Source organism: Ensifer canadensis, assembly GCF_017488845.2.
Lineage (GTDB): Bacteria > Pseudomonadota > Alphaproteobacteria > Rhizobiales > Rhizobiaceae > Ensifer > Ensifer canadensis.
Window position 1 is genome coordinate 2,240,333 of record NZ_CP083370.1, and the last position, 24,687, is coordinate 2,265,019.

Genomic DNA, 24,687 nt, shown 5'->3' on the forward strand with positions numbered 1-24,687 from the left:
TTCGTTAAGGCGCCAAAGCTACCAATTGACCCCTGCATATTTGGCATTGACGTAAGCCGCCTTCCTCGATTTTAGCACGACAGGCCGTTTCGAAATGAGCTTTCTCCCCGCCCTATCGATCATATGCCTACTGGTGATGCTGCCGGTACTGCTTTCGCTGCAGAAATCATCGATGCCAGGCGCTGCGGAGTTCGCTTCCGGCTGTGCCATGACAGCCATTGCCATGACACTGGTGATGCTGGCCGAGATCCAGTCTCTCCGGCCGCTGCTGCTTGTCGGCTTTGCGTTTCTTGCCATCGCCTGTCTCTTCGTACTCGCCGGGTTCCGCTCGTTCTTCGCTCTACCCAGCTGGAGGCCGGCAATCCTGCCGCTCGGCGCAACGATGGTTGCAACCATCTCGGTTCTGGCTGCGTTCGGCGCTGAGAGTACCGCGGCTCGGGCGCTGATCACGCTCGGCATCGCCGCCGCCGTCTTCGTGGTCGCCTCCATTTCCGTCCTGAGGCTGCGCACAGCGAGCGACCCGACAACACGGAAGGCAATCGTCATCGGTGCCGCCATTGCCAGCGTCACGCTCCTGCAGATCGCCGCGATCTCGCCCCCTTCCCCCGTGAACGAGGCGGGCCCGGCTCCCCTTGTTGCTTGGAACTTTCTGCTGGCTGCGATGTGGCTGCTCTACATGCCCATCCTGTTTCTCGGCGTCATCCTGATGACTCATGACCGCGTCATCGCCGATCTCAAGACCACGATTGCCCGCGACGAGTTGACAGGAGCGCTGTCGCGGCGCGCCTTCATCGAACTTGGCGAACGCATCTTTGCCTCGTGCACGGCGCACGCGCGCCCCGCCGCCTTCCTGCTGCTCGACCTCGACTATTTCAAGCAGATCAACGACCGCTATGGCCATGCGGCCGGCGATGCCGCGCTCGGCCATTTCGCCGACACGGTCACCGCCTGCCTTGCCGGACGCGGCACATTCGGCCGCATCGGCGGCGAGGAATTCGGCGTGGTGCTGTCTGACCATACCGAAGGCGAAGCGTTTCTGCTGGCCGAGGAGATCGGCCGTACGGTCCGCGTCACCCCCGTCGGACGTTTCGGCCAGCCGATCCGATTGACTGTCAGCATCGGCATTGCCAGCGCGGGCCTTGGCGATACCATGACCGACGTGATGATCCGGGCGGACATGGCACTCTACGCCTCCAAGGCCGACGGACGCGACCGCTGCACCATCGCCGGGAGGCTGCAGCCAGACGCCAGCGGTCGCGTGCTTGCCGCTGCCGCCGCACAGCTTCGCGCTGCCGAGGCCTATTCGCTCGCACCGCAACTGCTGCGCGACACCGGCTGATCCGGGAACCTCCGCTCAGCCCGGTTCACGTGTCCACCTTGCGCTGGCCATCTTGCATTGATTGGGGCAGAACCTATGTGAACGGTGCAAACCACCGGAGGAAATTCATGTCCCGTTCGTTCCGCGTCTTGATGCTAGCCAGCCTTGCCGCTTTCGTAACGACAGTCTCTCCCGCCCGGGCCGAAACCGTCGGCGAAGTCGGCGTCGACTGGCTCGGCAACGACATCATCGTCGACGCGGTCAGCGATCCCAAGGTCAAGGGTGTGACCTGTCACGTCACCTATTTCGATCGCGGCGTCATCGATAGGCTGAAAAACGGCAACTGGTTCGAGGATCCATCCAACAACTCGATCGCATGCCGCCAGACCGGCCCGATCGAGATCGGCGACATCGACCTTTCGAAAGAAGGCGAGGAAGTGTTCCGCTCCGGCTTGTCCTTGATCTGGAAAGACCTGCTCGTCACCCGGATCTATGACCGCAAGAACGACACGCTGATCTATCTTGCCCACTCGCGCGAACTGACCGACGGCTCGGCCAAGATGTCGATCACGACGATCCCGCTCTACGGGCAGACCGTCAACTGGCAGGAAGGCAAGCCGAAGCCCTGACAAAACGAACCCTCCCGGAAGAGTGTTCCAGGAGGGCTTTGTCACCGGCCAGTCCCCACAACTGGCGTCAGGCCATCGATGCTCAATAGGTAGGCGGGACGATACCCTGGTAGTAGTCGCCGTCACCACCCTGATAGCGATCAGTTAACGGCTGCTGGTAGGCACGCGGAACGGTTCTGTAGATACTGCCTGTCGACATCCTATCGACTGGAGCAACGGTGGTGCGCATCGGGGCGACCCTGGCGCGATACTGTGTTCCGGGAGGATTGTTCGCGTCGATGCCCTGATAGTAGCTGTCAGCCAGAACTGGCCCGGCGGCGCCGGCAATGAGCGTTGTTACGGAGAGCGCGGCAATGAGTTTCCTTACAGACATGGTCATAGGTTCAACTCCTGTTTCAAAAATACGGTACCCGGCCTCCGAACAGGTACGCTGCGACAACGCTAAAGTAGTACAACTGTTCCGTCAGCGCTCATGACGTTTTGTCACGATAGCCTCGCCCAAGCGTGAAAATCATGACGCAAGTTTAACTTGACCTGCGGGCTTTCTGACCAACGTGCCACGCGCAAAACGCGAAACGCCCCGGGAAAGCCCCAGGGCGCATCGCCAATCCGCGGCTCGAAGGTGGTCAGGCGGCCTGCGCCAGCTCGTCGGCAATCACCGTGTCGAGGTTGAGGAAGCAGACCATGGTCTTTTCCAGCGCGACAATGCCGCGGCAGAAGGCACGTTGCGCTTCCGGAATGATCTCCGGCGCCGGCTGCAGATCTTCGCTCTTGATGGTCATCATGTCGGATACCTGCTCGACGAGCAGGCCGACCAGCTTGCCGGCAATGTCGGTGACGATGATCGCCGAACGTTCCGACGGTTCGGTCATCTTCATGCCGAGACGGCAGGCCATGTCGATGACCGGGATCACCGCGCCGCGCAGGTTGATGAGGCCGAGCACGTAGGGCGGCGTGTGCGGCATCGGCGTCACCGGCGCCCAGCCGCGGATTTCGCGGATCGCCATGATGTCGATGCAGAATTCCTGGTCGCCCAGATGAAACGAAACGATTTCGAGATAGGCACCGGACTGCTTGATTGCGTTGGACATGATCAGAATTCTTCCCAATTCTCACCGGAGGCCGACGTCGATGGCACGGAGCCCGGTTGGTTGCCGAATGCGCCCGCTAGCTTGCCCATCAGGGCCTTGGCGGGGGATGGAGCTGGACGCGAGGTCGATTTTGCCGAGGCAAGGTTGTGCAAAGGCACCGCCTTGTGCGTGCCCCTGGGTACGAGCCTTGCAGCTGCAGGCGTCGTTGCGGCTGCGATCTGCGTTGAAGCCCGCGTCTGGACAGGCGCTGCCGGCTTCACGGTCGTAACTGGCTTCACGCTCGCGGTCGTCTGCGACGGTGCGTTGGAGCGCATCAATGCTTGGACGGTCCGGCCCTCGTGGAACTGGCCGACGAGTTGCGTCAGCTTTTCCGCGTCCTGCGCCAGCGTGTGGCTGGAGGCGTTGGTCTGTTCGACCATCGCGGCGTTCTGCTGCGTCATCTGGTCGAGCTGGCCGACCGCCGTGCTGATTTCGTTGAGCCCGGTCGACTGCTCACGCGCCGCCATGACGATGGAACTCATGTGCTCGTTGATCCGCGCGACATCGGCGCCGATGCGACCGAGCGCCTCGCCCGTCGCCTGCACCAGCCGGACACCGGTGCCGACCTCGTTGCCCGAGCGGCCGACGAGCGTCTTGATATCCTTGGCGGCGCCTGCGGCGCGCTGCGCCAGCGCGCGCACTTCCTGCGCCACGACGGCAAAACCCTTGCCGGCTTCCCCTGCCCGCGCTGCCTCGACGCCGGCGTTCAGCGCCAGAAGGATGGTCTGAAAGGCAATCTCGTCGATGACGTTGATGATCGTGCCGATCTCGTTCGAGGCATCCTCGATGCGGGCCATGGCGCTGATCGCCTCGCCGACGATGCGGCCGGATTCCTGCGCATTGGTGCGGGTCTCGTCGACCATGCGGCTCGCCTCTTCGGCGCGCTGGGTCGCGGTGCGCACGGTCACCGTGATCTCGTCGAGGGCGGCGGATGTCTGCTCCAGCGATGCGGCCTGCTTTTCGGTGCGGCGCGCCAGGTCGTCGGCGGCGGTGCGCATCTGGCGGCCATTCGTCTCGATCGAGAGCGCGTTTTCCTTGACGTTGAAGAGCACGTCACGCAGGCGCTCGACCGTCTGGTTGAAATTGCGGCGCAGCGTATCGAGCTTGCCATCGAAGGGGCGGTCGATGGTGACGGCGAGATCGCCTTCGGCAAGCTGCGTCAGTGCCAGGCCGAGGCTGTCGACCGCAGCCTGGATGCGGCGAACCGCTTCGTCGCGCTCGCTTTGCTGCTGTTCGCGTTCCTTCTCGATTTCGCGGCGGCTTGCCGCCGCATTCTGCTCGAGCGATTGCTTTTCTATGGCCGAGGCACGGAAGAGATCGACGGAGCGGGCCATGACGCCGATCTCGTCGCCACGGTCAAGCGCCTCGACCTTGGAGCCGAGCTCGCCCTTCTGGATGCGCTGCATGCTGTCGCGAAGCCCGAGGATGCCGCGGCGCAACGTCGCCCCGTGAAACCAGAGCAGGCCGAGCAAGGTCGCCATGGCGACGAGACCGGCTATAGTCTGCAGCAGAAGCGCATCGGCCGAAACGGCGCGCGCTTCGTCGACCCGCGTCTGAACCAGTTGTGTCGCAGCCTCGGAGAGCTGCGAAAGTGCTTTACCAAGCCGTTCGCCGGCACCGTCGATCGCGTCGTCGATCTTGCCGAATTCTTCCGTCGAAGCCTTGCCTTCGACCAGCGTCTTCAGGTCGACGCCGATTGCCTGGCGAAGTTCGGTGAGATCCGCGTCGAAGGTCGAAAGCGCGTCAGTCCGGCCGAGCAGCGTCGCCAGCGTCTTGATATCCGCCTTGCTGGCTTCGAGAAGGCTAAGCGTGGTTGCGATGCCTGCGGCGCGCTCCGGATGGATCACGCCTTCGTTACGGTCGACGATGGTATCCATGGCGTTGAGCACGAGGTTGGTGGTGGCAAGCCGCATCTCGTCGACGGCGGTCAGGCCGCGCTGCGCGGTGATCGCCCCGTTCAGCGCCTCGTTCGAGCGCATGTCCTCATACCAGCCGACGCCGAGCACGGAGCCGAAGCCAACGAAGGCGGCACCGGCGAGCGTGGCAAGCCGCTGGCTGACGGTGAGGTTCTTTTTCAGGGGCGCAGACGTTGCGGTCATAGGGCAGTCCATGGTCACGGACCTGCCAAAACCAGGCGAAGTCCTCCGTTAAAATCGATGCGGAAAGCCGGGCTCGATCAAACCGGATGACGTCATGTCATGTAGAGGTGAAGCACTTCACCCGCGTTGGCAAAACACTGGCAAACAGACCTTAAGCATTCGCTAAGCCGACCCCCGAATCATGGGGAGAAACGCAGCGCGGCGAGATGCTTTTGCTGGAGCGCGGTCGCCCCTTCGAGAAAGCGCAGCAGAACCGCCTGCTCCTCGGCTGAAAAGGTCGCGAGGAAGCCGGCACCTTCCTCGGCGATCGGCCGGTAATAGGGCGCCGTCAGCATCTCCACTGCATCGGTGTTTTCCACCATCACCTTGCGCCGGTCTTCGGCGCTGCGCGTCCGCTGCAAGAGGCCGCGTGCCTCCATCCGGTCGATCAGCGCCGTCACCGCCGCTGGCGTCAGTCCCGTCTCCTCGGCAATCGCGCCGGCCGGTCGCGGGCCGGCATGCAAGAACGCGAGGCAGCGGCGCTCGGCGGCATTGAGCTGCAGCCGCTCGCCCACCGCCTCGTCATAGGCTTGGGTCGCATCCTGCCAGCGCATCACGGCGCCGCCAATTGCTCGGACGAGCCCGTCCGGCGCCGGGCTTGACGAATTTACTTCGATCATCTAAATATTAATCCATCGTACTTTTCATTCATCGCAACAATATGAACTTCGCTTGCAGCGGACGCAAGCCTTGGAGACGCATATGCCAAAGCAGAATTCCATCGCGATAACAGGCGCCGGCATTGCCGGCCTGTCCCTCGCCATTCGCCTGCGCCAGACCGGCCACTCAGTCCAGATCTTCGAGGCGCGGCCGCGGGAGGCGTCCGGCGAAGGCGCCTTCCTGACGCTGGCGCCGAACGGCATCAATGCGCTGCGCGCGCTCGGCCTTGCCGAGCGTGTCTCTTCCCTCGGCATCCCGACGACCGGCATTGAAATCCTCAACGCCGCTGGCCGACGGCTGGCATTGCTCGATGAGCGGGAAGCCCAACGGCAGGCGGGCGCCGCGAGCATCACCCTGCGTCGCGCCGACCTGCTGGAGGCGCTACGCCAGACAGCGTCGGCGCAGGGCGTCGACATTCGCTATGACCACGCGCTCATCGACATCGAGCGGAAAGCGGACGGCGTGACCTTGCGCTTCGGCAACGGCGAGAGTGCGCATGCGCATTGGCTCGCCGGCTGCGACGGGGTCTGGTCGCGCACGCGGCGCCTCGCATTGCCCGCCTCGCCCGAGCCGCTCTATACCGGGTTGACAGGCACCGGCGGCTTTCTCGATTGTCCTCACGTGCCGTCGAGCGGCGGCGTGCTGCGCCTGATGTTCGGCGAAAGCGCCTTCTTCGGCTACATCAAGGCGCAGGAAGGGCCGGTGTTCTGGTTCGATTCCTTCACGCTCGACGAGGAGACGGCGATCGGCCGGCCGGATCCGGCAGCCCTTGCCGCCCGCACCCGCGCCCAGCACGCCGGCGACGCCGCCCCGGTCCGCGACATCGCCGCGGCCGTCACCTCGGTGCCGCGCGCCTATCCGGTCTTCGACATGGGCCACCTGCCGCGCTGGTTCGACGATCGCGTCGTGCTGCTTGGCGATGCCGCCCATGCGGTCTCTCCCCATGCCGGCCAGGGCGCCTCGATGGCGATCGAGGATGCCGTCGTGCTCGCCGCCTGCCTCACCGCCTATGGCGCGCCGAGCCGGGCCTTCAGGGCCTATGAGACGCTCCGGCGCGACCGGGTGGAACACATCGTCCGCATCAGCCGCCGCCGTGGCGCCAAGAAGCAGGCAAAGGGCCCGGTCGCACTGTTCCTGCGCGATCTTCTCCTGCCGCTTCTGTTGCCCTTCGACGCGAAAACGACCCAGGCCGTCCAGCGCTACCGCGCCGATCTCGACCCGCTGGTGTTGCCGGCCGCCTGAACGCCGATCTCCGGCCCGGCCGGAGATCCCTTCCCCTTGGCGCTCCGGATGCTATGATAGGGTCATGAACACGAGAACGCAGAGATCGATCCGGCTTCCGCTGCTTGCGGGTCTTGCGATGGCGCTTGCCGTCGTGACGCTTCTCGCCTTCCGCGGCTGGATGGCGAACGGCGCCGATATCTTCCTGGCGCTCGCCCAGTCCGGCCTTGCCTGGTGCATCTGAGCTGACGGGCATTACTGCCGGAGGATTTCCAGGAAAAGTGCGAAGCGGTTTTCCGTCCGGAAATGCTTCAACACAAAGAGATTGCCTGCGGCAATTGTCCCATTTGCGTGGCTGCGGCGGAGACGGTATCAAAAGCCGATCAACCTGATATGGCCGGCCAAGGCCCCAACTAAATCGGTAGCACGCATGAAAACCATTCGCATCGCCCTTTGGGCCGCCGTCGTCGTCATGGCCGGCGTTCTCGGCTGGCTGACCTGCGAGATGACCCAGTCGAAGCAGCAGGGCGCCTCCGGCCCCTTCGGCGTGCCCTTCACGCTGGTGGCGCAGGATGGCAAGGAGATCACCGAGAAGGCTTTCTCCGGCAAACCGACCGCGCTGTTCTTCGGCTTCACCCATTGCCCGGAGGTCTGCCCGACGACGTTGTTCGAGCTGAACGGCTGGCTGGAAAAGGTCGACCCGGAAGGCAACAAGCTGCAGGCCTATTTCATCACCGTCGACCCTGAGCGCGACACGCCTGAAATTCTCGGCCAGTACGTCTCCAACGTGTCCAAGCGCATCACCGGCATTTCCGGTCCGGCCGACAAGGTGCTGGAGATGGTCAAGGGCTACCGCGTTTACGCCAAAAAGGTGCCGCTCGACGCCGAAAAGCCTGACGGCGACTACACCATGGACCATACCGCCTCGGTGTTCCTGCTCGACGCCGACGGCAGCTTCTCCGGCACCATCGCCTACGGGGAAAACCCCGAAACCGCGATCAAGAAGCTCGAGAACCTCACCAAGGGTTGAGGACCGCTCCTGCCCCAATCGAACATCTTTGCTAGCGCCGGCATCGCCCGGCGCTTTGCGTTTGCCAAGCTTTCATGCTAGCGGCGGGGGCTTGCAGCGGCGCACGTCGGATAGGGCGTGCGGCGATTATGCAGAGCCAGCCGAAGGACAGAGCCTTGAGCGAGATCAGACTTTTCGTCACCACCACCGAGAAGCAGGCGGAAGCCGTGCTCGACCGCATGAGCGAGGTCTTCGGCGAAGAGGATTTTGCCATCGGCACGACGGAAGTCGACGAAAAGCGCGACGTCTGGGAAGCCTCGATCTACATGATGGCGGCCGACGAGGAGAGCGTCAACGAGCGGCTGACGGAGGCGCTTGCCGACGACTTTTCCCATCTTGCCATCGAACGCGAAGTGCTGCCGGATATCGACTGGATCGCCAAGTCGCTCGAGGGGCTGGCGCCCGTGCGCGCCGGCCGTTTCGTCGTGCATGGCTCCCATGACCGCGACAAGGTCCGCACCGGTGAGATCGCCATCGAGATCGAGGCCGGCCAGGCCTTCGGCACCGGCCACCATGGCACGACCGCCGGCTGCCTCGAAGTGCTGGCGACCGTGGCGCGCACCCGCACGGTGCGCAACGTGCTCGACCTCGGCACCGGCAGCGGCGTGCTGGCGATCGCTGCCTGGAAGCTCCTGCATGTGACGGTGCTCGCCACCGACATCGACCCGATTGCCACCCGCGTTGCCGAGGAAAATGCCCGCCGCAACGGCGTCGTCACCGGCATGACCTTTGCGACGGCCCCCGGCTTTCACTCCACCGCCTTCAGCGGCAACGGCCCCTTCGACCTGATCATCGCCAACATCCTCGCCCGTCCGCTGATGAAGATGGCAGCGCAACTGACCGCCAACCTCGCCCCCGGCGGCTCGGTGATCCTCTCGGGCATTCTTGCCGAGCAGCGCTGGAAGGTGCTTGCCGCCTATAACGGGCAGCACCTGCGCCATGTCCGCACCATCTGGCGCAACGGCTGGGTGACGATCCACCTGGAGAAGTGAGGCACGCGTCCGGAGCGACAGCCGCAGGGTTTCTTCGCAAAGCCTGACCTGGTCTCGGTTTGCAGCCTATCCCTTCGCCGGACGGCGGTGGGAGAACTGAGCGATGGATATGCCGGCTTTGCGGAAGCCGTTCAGCCAGAGCTCTGCATCCTCTGACAAGGAGCAAATCTTCGCGGTGTTTCGGGCGTAGACGTCTGCATCGAACGCCGCGGGCATCGCGCGCGTTATGATTGCCGCCTCCTCCGCCCTGCCGAGCTGGGCGAGACAGGCCGCCTGGTTCAATCGGAAGAAATATGGCGGATCGATCAGGGTTCCGTAGGCGGTCAATGCCGCATCGAACCTGCGCGCGAGATAGTAGCAGTCCCCGAGACTGGAGAGGAACGCCGGCGGCAGGAGCGGCTCGAACTTGCAGCCCCGTTCGACAAGCGCCAAGCCTTCTTCATGCATTCCCGCATAGGAAAGGATCATGCCTCGGGCGACAAGGACGTTCATGTCGCGCGGGCTCATCGAGATCGCAATGTCGGAGTAGCGCAGGGCCTCGTCAATTTTCCCGACCAACAGAAAGCATGCAGCAACGCTGGTGAGGACGAATGGATCGTTTCTGTCGGCAGCGATCGCCCGCGCGGCATATTCCTGGCACTCAACCTCAAGCCCGGCATCTGTCGCAGCATCAGGCTCACTGAACCGCCAGTATGCGTAGAGCAATCCTAGCGAGGCGAGAGCGGGCGCATAGGTCGGGTCGACGCGGATCGCCTCCTGCATGTGCCCGCGTGCACCCTGTTCGTCACCGTTGCGCCAGGCAGCCCCTGCCCGGAGCCAGGACCTATAGGCGGAGATATCCGTCGTCGAACTCCTTGCGCGAACGGCCCCGGCCACCTCTTGAAGATTGAAAAACAGGCGACCTATGATCGCATCGACGATTTGATCCTGGACCGCGAAGATGTCCGCCATTTCGCGATCGAATCTCTCGGCAAAGACATGCGCCCCTGTCTGTGTGTCGATCAATTGCACCGAGGCGCGCAGGCGCTGGCCAGCCAGCCGGACACTGCCTTCGAGGACGAATTCCGCACCGAGCTGCCGGCCCACCTCCGCCACGTTCACCGATTGGCCCCTGTAGCTGAACGTGGTGTTTCTGGCGACGACGGAGAGATTCCGGAAGCGGCTCAGCTCGGTGATGATGTCCTCGGTGAGGCCGTCGGCGAAGTAGTCCTGCTCTGTGCTTCCCGACATGTTCGTGAGAGGCAGAACGGCGATGGTGGTAAATTCCCTGCCGCGAGAAAGTGTCGTTTGGAGCAGTGCCCGGGCCGTCTCCATTCCGAAGATCCTGACCGGCGCAGCAATGTTCTTGAGCTGCACCAGTCCGAGGTCTTTCATCACGACGGGGATCTTGCCTCGGACTTCATTGTGCACCTTCTCGGACATGCAGATGCCACCCGGCTCGGCCAGCGCTTCCAGTCGCGCTGCGATGTTGACCCCCTCGCCATAAATGTCTGAACCCTCGCCGATGACATCGCCGATGTTGATGCCGATGCGGAGCAGGATCTCGCTGGGTTCTGGAACACCGGCATTCGCCTCCGCCATCTTCCGCTGAAGCTCGAGCGCGGCCTCGACGACGTCAATCGCGCTGGCGAATTCGACCAGCACGCCGTCGCCCATCAGCTTGACGATGCGTCCTCCATGGGCGCGCACCACCGGGTAGAGCACATGACTTCGCCGCTCCTTCAGCGTCTCATACGTCCCGGCTTCATCGGCTTCCATCATGCGGGAATAGCCGACCACATCGGCGACGAGGATCGCAACAAGGCGGCGGTGGATTGATTTCTCGACCACGCTCCCACGTCTCCTTCGGGTGGCGCACTCTGTTGGGAAACCGAACTCGTCCACAATATCGGGATTGTGACCTTGTGCAAAATCATCTTGTGGCACGTGCTCCATAACGGCGCACGAAAGAGCCGTTGATGTCAGGGTGCCAGCGCCAAAAAGCCAAGCCGAAGAAAAACGAAAAGGCCGCCACGTCTTTCATGACGGGCGGCCCTTCGAAACAAAGGCGATGCCAGGGGCATCGCCTGCTGGTTCGGCTTGAGACCGAACCATGCCCGCGAGCCTGAGGAGGAGGAGCGCTCGAGCGGGCGTCTACCGTTCCGAAATTGACCACCCTTGAGGGAGGAGGAGAACAGAGTGATCAACTATTCTCGGAACTGCAGGCTTTTGAACCACCGGATGTTCGTCCGTGTTCGTTGAGGCGGCTTATAAACTATTATTCCGATAGAGATAGCAGCTTCTTGGCATAGGAGCCATGCAGAAAGCGCATATGTATGGTAAATGAGCAATTGCCCTCTAAAGCATTTCCGATTTATGCGGAATCGCAAAAACGCTCTATCTCTTTGTTTTTACACATTTCCTGACGGAAAACCGCTTCGCACTTTTCCTGGAAATGCTCTGATTCTGTGCACGTCCTGCCGCCGGCATGCCCGGCGGGATCTCGCCTCTTTCCTCCCCATGGACGTTTCCGCTAAGATCGCGCATCTTTCCCGCGGTTCTCCGCCCAATTTACCGGAAATCCCTCATGTTTCAGTCCTTTGAAGTCACCTCCACGCCCCAGTTCGGCAAGGAGCGCACAGAAGCCTTGCGCGCCACCTTCGCCGCCCTCGGCATCGACGGGTTTCTCGTACCCCGTGCCGACGAGTTCCAGGGCGAGTATGTGCCGGCATCGTCGGAGCGGCTTTCCTGGCTCACCGGCTTTACCGGTTCCGCCGGCGTCGCCCTCATTACGCAGCGTCAGGCTGTCGTTTTCGTCGATGGACGTTACGTGACCCAGCTGAAGGAACAGGTCGACGGCCAGGTCTTTATCGGCGGCGATCTCATCGGCGAGCCGCCGCATCTCTGGCTGGAAAATAACGGCACCAAGGGCTTCAGGCTCGGCATCGACCCGTGGCTGCACACAGGCGCTGAAGTGCGCCGGCTGGAAAAGGCGCTTGCCGTCCTCGGCGGCTCGCTCGTCTTCCTCGACCACAACCCGCTCGACCGCATCTGGACCGGTCGCCCGGCAGCCCCGCTCGGCCGCGTCTCCATCCAGCCGATCGAGCAGGCCGGCGAGCTTGCCAAGGACAAGATCGCGACCATCGCTGGCGGCCTCGAAAAGGCCGGTGCCAGCGCCGTGGTTTTGACCGACCCCTCCTCCGTCGCCTGGACCTTCAATATCCGCGGTACCGACGTGCCGCACACGCCGCATCCGCTCGCCCGCGCCATCATCCATGCCGACGGCCGCGCCGAGATCTTCCTCGACAAGCGCAAGACCGGCATCGAGCAGGAAGCCTATCTCACCCAGATCGCCGAGATCGCAGCACCCTCGACCTTCGACGACCGCCTGTCGACGCTCAGTACTGCGGGTGCTGCCGTCATGCTCGACCCGGACCTTGCCTCCTTCGCCATTTCCGAGCTGATCCGCTCCAAGGGCGGCAAGATCGTCGAGGCCGTCGACCCAGCCCGCCTGCCCCGCGCCCAGAAGAACAGGGCCGAGATCGAGGGCTCGACCCGCGCGCATCTGCAGGATGGCGCCGCGATGGTCGAATTCCTCGCCTGGCTCGACAAGGCCGAGCCCGGCACCGTCACCGAGATCGGCGCTGCCAACCAGCTGGAAGCCGCCCGTGCCACCGTCGGCGAGCGCATGCAAAACCCACTCAAGGACATTTCCTTCGACACCATCTCCGGTGCCGGCTCGCATGCGGCGATCATGCACTACCGCGTGACGACCGAAACCGACCGCGCGATCGAAGCAGGCACCATGTTCCTGATCGATTCCGGCGCGCAATACATCAACGGCACCACCGACATCACCCGCACGGTGGCGGTCGGCGCGGTTCCGGAAGAGCAGAAGCGCTTCTTCACGCTGGTGCTGAAGGGCATGATCGCCATCAGCACCGCGCGTTTCCCCAAGGGCTCGCGCGGTGTCGACCTTGACCCCTTGGCCCGCATCGCGCTGTGGAAGGCTGGCGCCGACTACGCCCATGGCACCGGCCACGGCGTCGGCTCCTACCTCTCGGTGCATGAGGGACCGCAGCGCATCGCCCGGCTTTCAACCCAGGAACTGCTGCCCGGCATGATCCTGTCGAACGAGCCCGGCTATTACCGCCCCGGCGCCTTCGGCATCCGCATCGAAAACCTCATCGTGGTGCAACCGGCCGAAGAGATCGCCGGCGGCGACCTGGCGATGCTCGGCTTCGACACGATCACCTATTGCCCGATCGACAGCCGCCTGGTGCTGCCGGCGTTGCTGACCGACGAGGAACTGGGCTGGTTCAACGCCTACCACGCCGAGACGCGCGAAAAGCTGATGCCGCTGTTGGTGGGCGACGAGACCCGCAACTGGCTGAAGACCGCGACGAAAGCCATCACACGCTGAGTGGGGCATTGCGAAGGGGCTGAAGCGCGTTTCCAGTCCCCAAAGCATGTCGCGCAAAGGTGCGCAGTGGTTTTGCGATAACGACATGCGCAAAAACAAGAGCTTAAAGCGCAACAAGCGAATCCGGGAGAGCGCCCGGCGCTGTAGCAAATTGGGGCGGGATGCGGCCGGAAAACCGCACGCAGTTTTCCTCATCCCGCTCTGACGCCGGCTTTCAAGAAGAAGCACAAAGGCTTGGGGGAAGCCCCGGCTTTTCCTTTCAGATTCCCAACAGTTTCTTGGCCTGGCCGAGCGTTGCCTCCGACGCGGCGTGATCGCCGGCCTTGTGCTGGTCTTCGCCCTGCTTGCGCAGCGCCGTGACCTTCGCCATGTCGGCCTCGGAAAGAGAGGCCGTCGGGATGGCCGCATCGATCGCAGCCATCATGGTGGGGCACTGGTTGGCAAAGGCCGTCGCAGGCGCAAGCGCGAGAAAAAGGGCAATCGAGATCCTGGTAATCATGGTCGCTCCTCCACCACCGGGAGGCTGCAGCAAGTCAAAGTGCAACCGCGACCTTTGCGCGTCAGACAGGGCGCGCGGCGCAGCCGTACCTCTCCGGCAATCAGAGGATGATAATCCAGGACGCGCCCGAAGCCAACGCCGGAGCGTTCAGCGCACCCTGCCCTGCCCGCGCCGTCTTCGACGACACGACCAGCGACAGGGATTGCCCGCACAAAGGCGGTGAGGAACCTACAGGACGAGATGCCGGATCAGCATCACCACCACCCAGCCGATGACGAGCATGCGCAAGGTGGAGAGATTAAGCCCGAGCGCAATGGCGAAGGCGACGAACATCGAGACCGCGACGTCGAAGCCGCCATAGACGAAGGCCGGCGCCACCAGCGTCGTCAGCACCGCCGCCGGAACGGCGTTCAATGCCGATTCGAGCCGCGGCGGGATCTGCTTCATCTGGGTGATGAGCACATAGCCACCGATGCGGGTGATGAAGGTCGCAACGGCCGCCGCGATGATCAGATAGATGAGATTGAGGTGTTGCGGGTCCATGGCTCAGGCCTCCTTCTCGATGGCGACGGGCGGTGCCGAAACCGTCTCGGTCGGCGGCAGGCAGGCGGCGAGCAGCACGCCCGCCAGCGCCCCGATGCTGACATGCCAGGGCGAGCCGACGAGATGCATGCCGGCAACCGACGCCACGGCAGAAACCGCAACGATCGGCAAAAAGCGGTCACGCTTGCGAAAACCCATCACCAGGCCGAGGAAGTAGATCGGCAAGAGCACGTCGAGGCCGATGGCCTTGGGATCGCCGATCAACTGACCGAAGATCGCGCCAAGCAGCGTGTTGAAGATCCAGGGGAAATAGATCACCAGGCCGAAGCCGAGATACCAGGGGAAGGTCACCGGCAGGCCACGCTCGCCGCGCTTCTCGGTCTCGGCATATTGCGGATCGACCAGCAGGAAGAAGGCAAAGAACTTCTGGACCGGGGTGAAATGCCGGATGTATTTGGCGATCGAGGCGGAATAGAGCACGTGGCGGAAGTTGACGGCGAAGACCGAAAGCACCACCAGCCATGGCTGGACATGGTTGCCGAACAGCTCGATGCCGACCATCTGGCTGGCGCCGGCATAAACCGTCGCGCTCATGAACACGGTATCGGCGATGGTAAAACCATTGTCGACCGCAAGCGCACCGAACAGCGCGCCAAAGGGTGACGCCGCTAGCATGATCGGGAAGCCGCCGCGCACGCCTTCCCAGAATTCGTCTTTTCTCATGGAATCCTCCCGCGGCGCCGGCAATGGGCGCCCGCGGCATGCCGTCTTTAATCGGGATCGATCAAGGCCACATGCAGCATTTCAAAACTGCGACAGCGACTGTGCACCTCAAGGCGCGCGCGGCTGTCGTCCTGTGCCGGACAGATAGGCGTTCCCGCCCCGACCAACAATTCAATTGCGCTTATACAATGATTGAATTTTATGATGCCTGACCGCGGCAGGCTTGAACGAAATGCGCACGGGTCGATAAGCGATCGCCGTTTTTTCACCGCCGCCTCGCCACCGACCACCTGGCGGTGGGGCATTTATCCGAAGATCGCTCCCCCAGTGGGATAGGGCGCAAGCCGCATGACCTGCGCCCTCCTGTTCAAAGTCGCCGTGTGCTCGTTGGCGCGGCCAGGTCGTGCAAAGAGATGTGTCAGCGCTTGACCTGGAACGTATGCTCGACACCCGGGAACGTGCGCGCCTTGACCTCGTTGGCGTATTCCTCCGCAGCCTTCGAGATCGCCGGCGCCAGTTCGGCAAAATGTTTGACGAAGCGGGGCTTGAAGTCGTTGAACAGGCCCAGCATATCGTCAGAGACGAGGATCTGGCCGTCGCAGGCCGGCGATGCGCCGATGCCGATGGTCGGCGAGCGCAATTCCCCGGTGATCTCGCGCGCAACCGGCTCGACGGTGCCTTCGACGACGATCGCAAAAGCGCCGGCATCGTCGATCGCCTTGGCGTCGCGGCGGATCTTGGCCACTTCCTTCTCGTTGCGACCGACCGAGCGATAGCCGCCGGTGGTGTTGACGAGCTGCGGCATCAGCCCGACATGGCCGAGAACCGGAATGCCGCGGCTGACGAGGAACTCGACCGTCTCGGCCATCTCGGCGCCGCCCTCGAGCTTCACGGCGCTACAGCCGGTTTCCTTCAAAACGCGTGCAGCACTTCGGAAGGCCTGTTCCTTGGATTCCTGGTAGGAGCCGAACGGCAGGTCGATGACAATGCAGGAGCGCTCCGAGCCGCGCATGACCGCCTGGCCATGGGCGATCATCATCTCGAGCGTGACGCCGACGGTGGTGTCGAGACCGTAGAGCACCATGCCGAGCGAATCGCCGACCAACAGGAAATCGACATGCGGATCGAGCAGCCGGGCAATCGGTGTCGTATAGGCCGTCAGGCTGACGATCGGGCGCTCGCCCTTCAGCGCCTCGATATTGGCAGGGCTCAGGCGGCGTCTGGCAGATTGTACGCTCATTCTCAGGCAACCTTTGCAAAATGGGCGGATTTGGCGGCAATCACGCGGTTGTCGAGCAGCTTCGTCGTGCCGAAGCGCACGAAGAGCAGCAGCAGCACCGGCTTGTCACCGATCTCTTGAATTGTTTCGAGCGTGCCAGGATCGCGCAGCGCCACGACTTCGGGTCGAGCCAGCGGTTCGGCGGAAAGAAAAGCCGTCACGGCCCTTTCCACTTCGACGGCATCGGTGATCCCGGACGCGACCAGCCGCTCGGCCTCGGCAAGTGCCTTCGGCACGATGGCAGCCGCTTCACGCTCAGCGGCGCTGAGGTAGACATTGCGCGACGAACAGGCGAGCCCATCGGCCTCGCGCACCGTCGGCACGCCGATGATCTCCACCGGCTGGGCGAGATCATCGACCATACGGCGAATGATCTGCAGCTGCTGGAAATCCTTCTCGCCGAAATAGGCGCGGTCCGGCTGCACGATGTTGAACAGCTTGGTGACGACAGTCGCAACGCCGGCAAAGTGGCCGGGACGCACGGAACCTTCAAGCTCGGAGCCGAGCTTCGGCACGTCGACCACCGTTTCCATCGGTCGCGGATACATGTCGGACACCCCTGGCGAAAACAGGAAGTCGACGCCGCCCTCTTCCAGCATCGCCTGATCGCGGGCGAGATCGCGCGGATATTTGCTCAAGTCTTCGTTGGGGCCGAACTGCAGCGGATTGACGAAGATGCTGGCAACGACGACGTCATTTTGCCCGCGCGCACGGCGCACAAGCTCCATATGGCCGACATGCAGATAGCCCATGGTCGGCACGAGCCCGACCGTCTTGCCTGCCCGCCGGTATTCGGCAAGGGCTGCGCGCAGCTCGGTGATGGTGGTGATGGTCTTCAAATCCGGACCCTCCAATCCGCGAAGGCGCCGCTAGCGCCCCGCCCCGCGGCCTGTGGCTCTTGGCCCGCTCCGCGAAAAGGCAATTGCACAAAATTTGGCTGCAAACCTCTATCTTGTGCAGCGCAAAAAGACAAACGGAATTGGTGCCGCTGCGAATAGAGCCAAGCCAATTATCGCACGGTCCGGGCGGGCAAGCTCAGCTGTGGGCGGAACTCGGCACCCGCCAGGGCGGATCGAGCCTGTTGGCGCCTGCGAAATAAAGTACGATGCGGTTGCCGGCGAGATCAAAGATTTCGGCTTCCCGCCACAGCCAGCTCTTGTCGGCGGGACTGCTCGCAAACAGGATACCGGCCTCGATCAGCCGGCTGACGGTCAGATCCAGATCGTCGCACTCGAAGTAGACGGTTGTGCCGCTGCCGCCCGCCTCGCCCTGATGCAGCGAAAACGAACTGCCGCCATCCGGGCAGACGAAGCGCACATAATGCGGCCGCGCATCGACGATCGGCTGCAGCCCGAGCGTGCGGTAGAACTCCCACCCCGCATCGAGATCGGGCATCGTCACCGTCACCTGGTTCAAACGCATCGTGTCTCCTCACATCCCGGGCGCCGACAGTCATCGTTGCTCGCCGCACCTCTTCACGAGGTCCGGAGACCATGGAACATCCGCCAGAAATGTGCGAGGTGCAAACGATGCGGATTCAGCATGGACCGCCAAACTCTGATCGGCCTCGTGTGGCACTCGCCGCCGTTCCAGATGTGCTCGCCCATTTCGAGCGCGCCGCCGGCACCTTGCCGAGCGAATTGCCAGTAATCTCGGGTGAACCGGAAATGCTTGAAAACCTATGATTGCACACCACATCAGCGGGGACACTTCGCATTTCTCAAAAAATGTCTGAACGGCTGTCGGCTGCGTGTCACGCCGAACGTCCTAGTTATGTTCAATCAAGAAAATCCCTACGAGGAGCATTCCATGCGCATGATTTTTGTAAACCTGCCCGTCAAGGACCTGAAGGCGTCCCGGGCCTTTTTCGCGGCACTCGGCTATACCTTCAACGAGCAGTTCTCCGACGACACGGCCGCCTGCACGGTGATCTCGGACAATATTTTCGTCATGCTTTTGACCGAACCGAAGTTCCGCGGCTTCATCACCGGCGAGATCAGCGATGCCAGCAAGGGCACCGAGGTCATCACCGCCCTTTCCGCCTCGAGCCGCGCCGAATGCGACGACATGCTCGCCAAGGCACTCGCTGCCGGTGCCAAGCCCTGGAAGCCGGCACTCGACTACGGCTTCATGTACGGCATCAGCTTCCAGGATCTCGACGGCCACGTCTGGGAATTCATGTGGATGGACATGGAAGCCGCCCAGCAGCAGGCCTCCTGATCTGACGCAATCCCCTTGCCTTGCGCCCGCCGCGTTTCGCGGCGGGCGCTTTTTTTTGTCTGATCCGGTGCACGCAACTATGAGCGAGGCTATCGGCCGCAGAGGTTTTGGGGAGAAATTGCCCGAAAAACCGGATAGTTGGGGAACCCATACGTCGAGAAGGCGAGTGAGCCGTCGCTGACGCTTGCAATGAGCAGAATGAGGAAGCCCCATGTCCATGAATGTCGAAGCCAAGCATTGGTCCAAGGTCGAGCTTTTGCACGAGACCGTGCGCAACCCGAATATCCATGTGCGCGGCACCAACAGCTACTACAGCAACGCTTGGACGGGTTCCTTCGAGGAGAGCGTCGTTCGCTACCTCTATGGCGACGACTACAGCCTCAAGGCCTGGGAGCCGCAATGGCCGATCGACCAGTTGCGGATCGGAGACTACGTCGCGATCGGTGCCGAGGCGGTAATCCTGATGGGTGGCAACCACACCCACCGCACCGATTGGGTCAGCCTCTATCCGTTCATCGATATGATTGGCGAAGCCTATATCGGCAAGGGCGACACGATCATCGGCGACGGCGCCTGGATCGGCATGCGCGCCATGATCATGCCGGGAGTCACCCTTGGTGAAGGCGCCGTCATCGCTTCGGGCGCGATCGTCACCAGAGACGTGTCGGCTTACACCATCGTTGCCGGCAATCCGGCCCGCCCCGTTCGCCAGCGCTTTCCCGAAGCAGACATCGAGACGTTGCTCTCACTCGGCATCTACCGATGGGAGAGGTCGAAGTTCGACGCGCTGCGCAATGTCATCTGCGCCGACGACATCGCCGCGCTGAAGGCAGCATCCGAAGCCTACGACGCGGAACAGGCATAACGACAACGCCTGCCAGCGCCCCTGATCGTGGGCATCAGCCCCCGATCAGCGCCAGCCACTCGTCCTCGTCCATCGTCTGCACGCCGAGTTCGCGCGCCTTGTCGAGCTTGGAGCCCGCTCCCGGGCCGGCGACGACGATATCGGTCTTCTTCGACACGGAACCTGCCACCTTGGCGCCGAGGCTTTCCGCCTTGGCCTTGGCCTCATCGCGCGTCATCTTTTCGAGCGAACCGGTGAAGACCACGGTCTTGCCGGCGACCGGGCTGTCGCTCGCAACCGGTATCTCCGCCCCTTCGGGCGTCACTTCGGCAAGCAGTCGCGTCACCACTTCAAGGTTCCTCGGCTCCTTGTAGAACTCGACGATGGCGCGGGCGACGACTTCGCCGATGCCGTCGATACTGTTGAGTTCGTTCCAGGCATCACCCGTAAAGGTGCCGGCTTCGCTCATGGCTGCGCCGAAGGCCTCGTAGGTGCCGTAGGAGCGCGCGAGCAGCTTGGCCGTGGTCTCCCCGACATGGCGGATGCCAAGCGCGTAGATGAAGCGATGCAGCGCGATCGAGCGGCGGGTGTTGATCGCGTCATAGAGCTTGCGCACGCTGACGCGGCCGAAGCCGTCGATGTTTTCGAGCTTTGTCAGCGACGTCTCCTGGCGCTTTTCCAGCGTGAAGATGTCGGCCGCCGTGCGGATCGACAGCGTCGGATCCTCGCTCTCGAAGAAGAACTCGATCTGCTTGGAGCCGAGGCCTTCGATGTCATAGGCATTGCGCGAGACGAAATGCTTGAGATGCTCGACCGCCTGCGCCCGGCAGACGAAGCCGCCGGTGCAGCGGCGCACTGCATCCACCTTGCCGGACTTCTCGTTGATGTCGCGCACCGCATGGCTGCCGCAGACCGGGCATGTCGTCGGAAAACGATAGGGCTCGCTCCCCTCCTTGCGCTCGTCCATCACCACGTCGACGATCTGCGGGATGACGTCGCCCGCCCGCTGGACGATCACCATGTCGCCGATACGGATGTCGCGACCCTCGCGGATCGGTTCGCCGCTGTTGCCGAGCCCCTTGATGTAATCCTCGTTGTGCAGCGTCGCATTGGTCACGACGACGCCGCCGACGGTGATCGGCTCCAGCCGTGCCACCGGCGTCAGCGCGCCGGTGCGCCCCACCTGGATGTCTATGGCCGTCAGCCGCGTAAATGCCTGCTCGGCCGGGAACTTGTGCGCCGTCGCCCAGCGGGGCGAGCGCGAGCGGAAACCGAGCCGCGCCTGCAGGTCGAGCCGGTCGACCTTGTAGACGACGCCGTCGATATCATAGTCGAGATCAGGCCGTTCGCGCTCGATATGGTGGTAATGCGTCAGCAGCTCGTCGGCCGACGAAATCCGCTGCATCAGTGGATTGACCGGGAAACCCCAGGCCTTGAATGCCTCGACCATGCCGAATTGGGTATCGGCAGGCATTTCCGACATTTCGCCCCAGGCATAGGCAAAGAAGCGCAGCTTGCGGCTGGCAGTCACCTTGGCGTCGAGCTGGCGGAGCGACCCGGAAGCGGTGTTGCGCGGGTTGACGTAGAGCGGCTTGCCGAGCGCTGCCATCTCGGCGTTGAGTGCGGCAAAGTCGGACTTCGCCATGTAGATTTCGCCGCGCACCTCGACGATCTCAGGAGCGCCGGCCGGCAGCGTCTGCGGGATCATGCCGATGGTGCGGATATTGGCGGTGACGTTTTCACCTGTTGTGCCGTCGCCACGGGTCGCCGCCGTCACCAGCCGCCGGTTCTCGTAGCGCAGCGACATCGAGAGGCCGTCGATCTTCGGCTCGGCGGTAAAGGCGATCGAATTATCCGGCAGCTGCCCGAGGAAGCGGTAGACCGAGGCGACGAAATCGCGGGCGTCCTCGTCGGAAAACGTGTTGTCGAGCGACAGCATCGGCCGGGCATGAACGACCGGCTGGAAGGTAACGGATGGCGCTGCCCCCACCTTCTTCGATGGGCTGTCCTCGCGCGCAAGCGCCGGAAACTGCGCCTCGATCGCATCGTTGCGCCGCTTCAGCGCGTCATAGTCCGCATCCGTGATCTCCGGCGCGTCGTTGCCATGATAGAGCGCGTCGTGCCGGGCAAGCTCGGAGGCGAGAAAGGCCAGCTCCTCGGCGGCTTCCGTTTCGTTCAGCTTCTCGACGGGTTTCAGTTCACTGGACATGCGCGACGACTCCGGATTGGGAGTCGTTTTTTAGAGCAACTGTCGGGAAAGAAAAGAGCGGCCGTTATCGGTCTCCCCTGATCATCCGGCCGGAGCGACACTTGGCTCGACGTGGGCGCAGCGGCGGATCTCCAACTCACACCAGCGCTCGTATCGCTTCTGGTAGCGCGCGCGTATCCCTTCCAAATCCTGCCGGTGGACGCCGCGTCTGGTGTAGATCCATTTGCCTTCCGCAAGGCCGCGCATGACGCGACCAACCGGATCGAGGCCGAACATTTTCAGGATGGCGGCGCCGCCCTTGTACCAGCCGATGCCATAGAGGTCGATACCTTCGGGCGGAAACTCCTGGTACTCCAGGATCGCCGACACCGTCGCCCAGACGAGGATGCCGTTCTGCCGCCGGCGTTCGCTGCGCATGGAATCGAGCAGGTAGCTGAGATTGAGGATGGTAGCGAGATAGACCACCTTGGCCTTGCGCGCCTTCGGATGGACAAGCAACCCGTTGGCAAGCAGGTCGTCGAAGCCATAGTCACCTTGCAGGAACAGCTTGAAGTGCTTCTTCTCGAAGGCGTAGTAGTCGGTGAAACCGTAGATATTGTCGTCGGAGTCCTGCAGGCAGATCAGGCTGTAGGGATCGGAGAAGAAGGCTTTCATATCCTCCTCCGGATCGATCGCGTCGCTCTGAAAGACGTCCTGCGCCTTGCGGATGACATCATAGGCAACCGCCGTCGATGGCGGGACACGCACCAGGTACGGGCGGTCATCCTCAGCGCTGGAGCGCAGAAACCCGAGCGGTGCGGCGCCATCGTCCTTCTCGTCCGGCAGTTCGATGCTGCGCGCGCCGCGAAGTCGCGCGACCAGATAGGGGATGAGCGCCGTGCCGGCCACCACCGCCAGGATGCCGATCACCCCCAGCTGTTTGTTGGCTTCCTTCATCGTCAGGATGTAGCCGACGAAGGCGAGAGAATAGAGCAGGATCAGTTCCGGATGCTTGCGCATCTGGTCCAGTCGAAGCTGAATTCGCTGCTGGAGCTGTTCCCACATGCCAAAGCTCGCATATCCGCGCAACGCCTAATAAAGACACGCGCTCGACCGGGAGACAACTTGGCGAGAAGGCGTAGCGGGCACTAACCGTTGCCGGAAAGCAATCGGGCGGCGGCCGCCCTCGCCTCTTCGGTGATCGAGGCACCGGCGAGCATGCGGGCGATTTCCTCGGTGCGGGCCTTGTCGTCCATTCGGGCGACGCGGGTCGAGATCATCTCGGCCTTTTCGGTCGATGGTCCCTTGGAGATCAGCAGATGCGTCGCCGCGCGTGCGGCAACCTGCGGCGCATGGGTGACCGAAAGCACCTGCACCGTGCCGGAAAGGCGCTTCAGTCGCTGGCCGATGGCATCCGCGACCGCGCCACCGACTCCGGTGTCGATTTCGTCGAAGACGAGGGTCGGCGCCGAGCCGCGGTCGGCAAGCGCCACCTTCAGCGCCAGCAGGAAGCGCGAAAGTTCGCCGCCCGAAGCCACCTTCATGATCGGCCCCGGCCGGGTGCCCGGATTGGTCTGGACATGGAATTCGACCAGATCGATGCCGTCGACGGTCGGCTGGGCCGCATCGCTCTGCACTTCGACCATGAAGCGGGCACGTTCGAGCTTCAGCGCCGGCAGCTCGGCCATGACTGCAGCAGACAGCGCCGACGCCGTGTTCTGTCGCTTGTCGGACAAGGTGCGCGCCGCAGCGTCGAAAGCCACCCGTGCCGCAACAACCTGCATGTCGAGTTGCTTCAGCTTCTCCTCGCCGGCATCGAGGTCGGCCAGGTCGGAAATCATCCGCACCGCCAGCGCCGGAAGCTCGGCGACCGGCACGGAATATTTTCGGCTGGCGCCACGAAGCGCAAACAGGCGCTCCTCCACCCGCTCCAATTCCTTCGGGTCGAATTCGGTGTTGCGCAGCGCTCGCTCGACGGCCATTTGCGCATCCGAAAGCTGGTTCAGCGCGGCATCCAAGAGCTCGACGGTTTCTTCCAGCAGCCCCGGCGCCTCATGGCTCTTGCGCTCCAGCCGGCGCACCAGCGAGGCAATCAATGGAACCGGCGAGCCGTTGCCGTTGAGAAATTCGGAGGCTTCGTTGATGTCGCCGGCGATCCGCTCGGACTTCATCATCCGCGCGCGCTTTTCGGCAAGCTCGTCCTCTTCGCCATCGCGCGGGCTGAGCTTTTCCAGTTCTTCGACAGAGGAGCGCAGATAGTCCGCTTCGCGTGCTGCCGCCTCGACGCGCTCGCGATGCTTCTTCAGTCCGCGTTCGGCATCTTTCCAGGCGCGGTAGAGGCCGGAGACCTGCTCTGCCTCGTCGGTCGTGCCGCCAAAGGCGTCGAGAAGCGTGCGGTGCGCGTCGATATCGACAAGCGCGCGGTCGTCATGCTGCCCGTGGATTTCGACCAGTGTCTGGCCAAGTTGCCGCATCAATTGAACGCTGACCGGCTGATCGTTGACGAAAGCCTTGGTGCGGCCATCGGCCGACTGCACGCGACGGAAAATCAGATCGCCATCATCGTCGACGCCGTTGTCACGCAGCATCAGCCGTGCCGAGTGCCCCATCGGCACGTCGAAGACCGCCGTCACCTGGCCCTTGTCCGAGCCGTGACGCACGAGCGAGCCGTCGCCGCGCCCGCCAAGGGCCAGCGACAGGCTGTCGAGCAGGATCGATTTTCCGGCACCTGTCTCACCGGTCAACACGGACAGGCCGGCCTCGAACGCCAGATCAAGCCGTTCAATCAGGACGATATCGCGGATCGAGATCTGGGCGAGCATCCGGGGTCAA

At 63.1% G+C, this 24,687-nt stretch carries 24 protein-coding genes; 10 read left to right on the top strand and 14 right to left on the bottom strand.

What is annotated here, in order from left to right:
- Nucleotides 1–94 precede the first annotated feature (94 nt).
- On the top strand, nucleotides 95–1,339 hold the full coding sequence (locus tag J3R84_RS10965; RefSeq protein WP_025427694.1) for a GGDEF domain-containing protein: 1,245 nt from the start codon (nucleotides 95–97) through the stop codon (nucleotides 1,337–1,339).
- Between the two features lie 107 nt (nucleotides 1,340–1,446).
- Nucleotides 1,447–1,947, top strand: coding sequence for a CreA family protein (locus J3R84_RS10970; RefSeq protein ID WP_025427695.1), 501 nt, complete (start codon nucleotides 1,447–1,449; stop codon nucleotides 1,945–1,947).
- Between the two features lie 82 nt (nucleotides 1,948–2,029).
- Here J3R84_RS10970 and J3R84_RS10975 read toward each other — a convergent pair whose 3' ends face one another.
- From J3R84_RS10975 to J3R84_RS10990, 4 genes are all read right to left on the bottom strand, one after another.
- Entirely contained in the window at nucleotides 2,030–2,326 is a 297-nt protein-coding gene (locus J3R84_RS10975; RefSeq protein ID WP_025427696.1) for a hypothetical protein, read from the bottom strand.
- Between the two features lie 247 nt (nucleotides 2,327–2,573).
- Nucleotides 2,574–3,038 carry a chemotaxis protein CheW gene (locus J3R84_RS10980; RefSeq protein ID WP_018326507.1) on the bottom strand — a complete coding sequence of 155 codons (465 nt, stop codon included), beginning with the start codon at nucleotides 3,036–3,038 and terminating at the stop codon, nucleotides 2,574–2,576.
- Between the two features lie 2 nt (nucleotides 3,039–3,040).
- Nucleotides 3,041–5,176: a methyl-accepting chemotaxis protein gene (locus J3R84_RS10985; RefSeq protein WP_225906330.1), complete on the bottom strand. Its 2,136-nt coding sequence runs from the start codon at nucleotides 5,174–5,176 to the stop codon at nucleotides 3,041–3,043.
- A 179-nt stretch (nucleotides 5,177–5,355) separates the two neighbouring features.
- Nucleotides 5,356–5,769: a MarR family winged helix-turn-helix transcriptional regulator gene (locus J3R84_RS10990; protein WP_309141651.1), complete on the bottom strand. Its 414-nt coding sequence runs from the start codon at nucleotides 5,767–5,769 to the stop codon at nucleotides 5,356–5,358.
- A gap of 148 nt (nucleotides 5,770–5,917) precedes the next feature.
- Here J3R84_RS10990 and J3R84_RS10995 point away from each other — a divergent pair, with 148 nt between their 5' ends.
- From J3R84_RS10995 to J3R84_RS11010, 4 genes are all read left to right on the top strand, one after another.
- Nucleotides 5,918–7,117 (top strand): FAD-dependent oxidoreductase, encoded by a 1,200-nt coding sequence (locus tag J3R84_RS10995; RefSeq protein WP_025427699.1) that lies wholly within the window; start codon nucleotides 5,918–5,920, stop codon nucleotides 7,115–7,117.
- A 64-nt stretch (nucleotides 7,118–7,181) separates the two neighbouring features.
- On the top strand, nucleotides 7,182–7,340 hold the full coding sequence (locus J3R84_RS11000; RefSeq protein ID WP_025427700.1) for a hypothetical protein: 159 nt from the start codon (nucleotides 7,182–7,184) through the stop codon (nucleotides 7,338–7,340).
- Between the two features lie 186 nt (nucleotides 7,341–7,526).
- Nucleotides 7,527–8,126, top strand: a complete 600-nt coding sequence (locus tag J3R84_RS11005; protein WP_203528258.1) for an SCO family protein — start codon at nucleotides 7,527–7,529, stop codon at nucleotides 8,124–8,126.
- Nucleotides 8,127–8,281: 155 nt separating this feature from the next.
- Nucleotides 8,282–9,157 (top strand): 50S ribosomal protein L11 methyltransferase, encoded by an 876-nt coding sequence (locus J3R84_RS11010; RefSeq protein WP_025427702.1) that lies wholly within the window; start codon nucleotides 8,282–8,284, stop codon nucleotides 9,155–9,157.
- Between the two features lie 66 nt (nucleotides 9,158–9,223).
- On the opposite strand, the gene J3R84_RS11015 is transcribed toward J3R84_RS11010, so the two are convergent.
- On the bottom strand, nucleotides 9,224–10,987 hold the full coding sequence (locus tag J3R84_RS11015) for an adenylate/guanylate cyclase domain-containing protein (RefSeq protein WP_025427703.1): 1,764 nt from the start codon (nucleotides 10,985–10,987) through the stop codon (nucleotides 9,224–9,226).
- Between the two features lie 736 nt (nucleotides 10,988–11,723).
- Between J3R84_RS11015 and J3R84_RS11020 the strand changes: the two genes are divergently transcribed.
- Nucleotides 11,724–13,559, top strand: a complete 1,836-nt coding sequence (locus J3R84_RS11020) for an aminopeptidase P family protein (RefSeq protein WP_203528256.1) — start codon at nucleotides 11,724–11,726, stop codon at nucleotides 13,557–13,559.
- Between the two features lie 259 nt (nucleotides 13,560–13,818).
- Here the strand turns inward: J3R84_RS11020 and J3R84_RS11025 are convergent, their stop codons facing one another.
- From J3R84_RS11025 to J3R84_RS11050, 6 genes are all read right to left on the bottom strand, one after another.
- Complete coding sequence (locus J3R84_RS11025; RefSeq protein WP_203528254.1) at nucleotides 13,819–14,058, bottom strand: PA2433 domain-containing protein; 240 nt, start codon at nucleotides 14,056–14,058, stop codon at nucleotides 13,819–13,821.
- A gap of 228 nt (nucleotides 14,059–14,286) precedes the next feature.
- Nucleotides 14,287–14,601: an AzlD family protein gene (locus tag J3R84_RS11030; RefSeq protein WP_025427706.1), complete on the bottom strand. Its 315-nt coding sequence runs from the start codon at nucleotides 14,599–14,601 to the stop codon at nucleotides 14,287–14,289.
- 3 nt (nucleotides 14,602–14,604) lie between these two features.
- The gene (locus tag J3R84_RS11035; RefSeq protein WP_025427707.1) at nucleotides 14,605–15,324 is read right to left on the bottom strand and encodes an AzlC family ABC transporter permease; all 720 of its coding nucleotides are present in this window, start codon (nucleotides 15,322–15,324) and stop codon (nucleotides 14,605–14,607) included.
- 418 nt (nucleotides 15,325–15,742) lie between these two features.
- Nucleotides 15,743–16,564, bottom strand: coding sequence for a 3-methyl-2-oxobutanoate hydroxymethyltransferase (gene panB, locus J3R84_RS11040; RefSeq protein ID WP_025427708.1), 822 nt, complete (start codon nucleotides 16,562–16,564; stop codon nucleotides 15,743–15,745).
- A 2-nt stretch (nucleotides 16,565–16,566) separates the two neighbouring features.
- A complete protein-coding gene (gene panC / locus J3R84_RS11045) occupies nucleotides 16,567–17,442 on the bottom strand; it encodes a pantoate--beta-alanine ligase (RefSeq protein WP_025427709.1) in 876 nt (291 codons plus the stop codon).
- A gap of 196 nt (nucleotides 17,443–17,638) precedes the next feature.
- A complete protein-coding gene (locus J3R84_RS11050) occupies nucleotides 17,639–18,025 on the bottom strand; it encodes a VOC family protein (protein WP_203528252.1) in 387 nt (128 codons plus the stop codon).
- A gap of 71 nt (nucleotides 18,026–18,096) precedes the next feature.
- Between J3R84_RS11050 and J3R84_RS11055 the strand changes: the two genes are divergently transcribed.
- The 3 genes from J3R84_RS11055 (at nucleotide 18,097) to J3R84_RS11065 (ending at nucleotide 19,688) form a co-directional block, all read left to right on the top strand.
- The gene (locus J3R84_RS11055; RefSeq protein ID WP_144239155.1) at nucleotides 18,097–18,288 is read left to right on the top strand and encodes a hypothetical protein; all 192 of its coding nucleotides are present in this window, start codon (nucleotides 18,097–18,099) and stop codon (nucleotides 18,286–18,288) included.
- Nucleotides 18,289–18,412: 124 nt separating this feature from the next.
- Nucleotides 18,413–18,823 (top strand): VOC family protein, encoded by a 411-nt coding sequence (locus J3R84_RS11060; protein WP_025427711.1) that lies wholly within the window; start codon nucleotides 18,413–18,415, stop codon nucleotides 18,821–18,823.
- Between the two features lie 211 nt (nucleotides 18,824–19,034).
- Nucleotides 19,035–19,688 carry a CatB-related O-acetyltransferase gene (locus J3R84_RS11065; RefSeq protein ID WP_198956844.1) on the top strand — a complete coding sequence of 218 codons (654 nt, stop codon included), beginning with the start codon at nucleotides 19,035–19,037 and terminating at the stop codon, nucleotides 19,686–19,688.
- A 34-nt stretch (nucleotides 19,689–19,722) separates the two neighbouring features.
- Here the strand turns inward: J3R84_RS11065 and ligA are convergent, their stop codons facing one another.
- The 3 genes from ligA to recN form a co-directional block, all read right to left on the bottom strand.
- Nucleotides 19,723–21,876 carry an NAD-dependent DNA ligase LigA gene (ligA, locus tag J3R84_RS11070; RefSeq protein WP_025427713.1) on the bottom strand — a complete coding sequence of 718 codons (2,154 nt, stop codon included), beginning with the start codon at nucleotides 21,874–21,876 and terminating at the stop codon, nucleotides 19,723–19,725.
- A gap of 81 nt (nucleotides 21,877–21,957) precedes the next feature.
- Nucleotides 21,958–22,920 (bottom strand): hypothetical protein, encoded by a 963-nt coding sequence (locus tag J3R84_RS11075; RefSeq protein ID WP_203528250.1) that lies wholly within the window; start codon nucleotides 22,918–22,920, stop codon nucleotides 21,958–21,960.
- Between the two features lie 83 nt (nucleotides 22,921–23,003).
- Nucleotides 23,004–24,677 (bottom strand): DNA repair protein RecN, encoded by a 1,674-nt coding sequence (gene recN / locus J3R84_RS11080; RefSeq protein WP_025427715.1) that lies wholly within the window; start codon nucleotides 24,675–24,677, stop codon nucleotides 23,004–23,006.
- Between the last annotated feature and the right edge of the window lie 10 nt (nucleotides 24,678–24,687).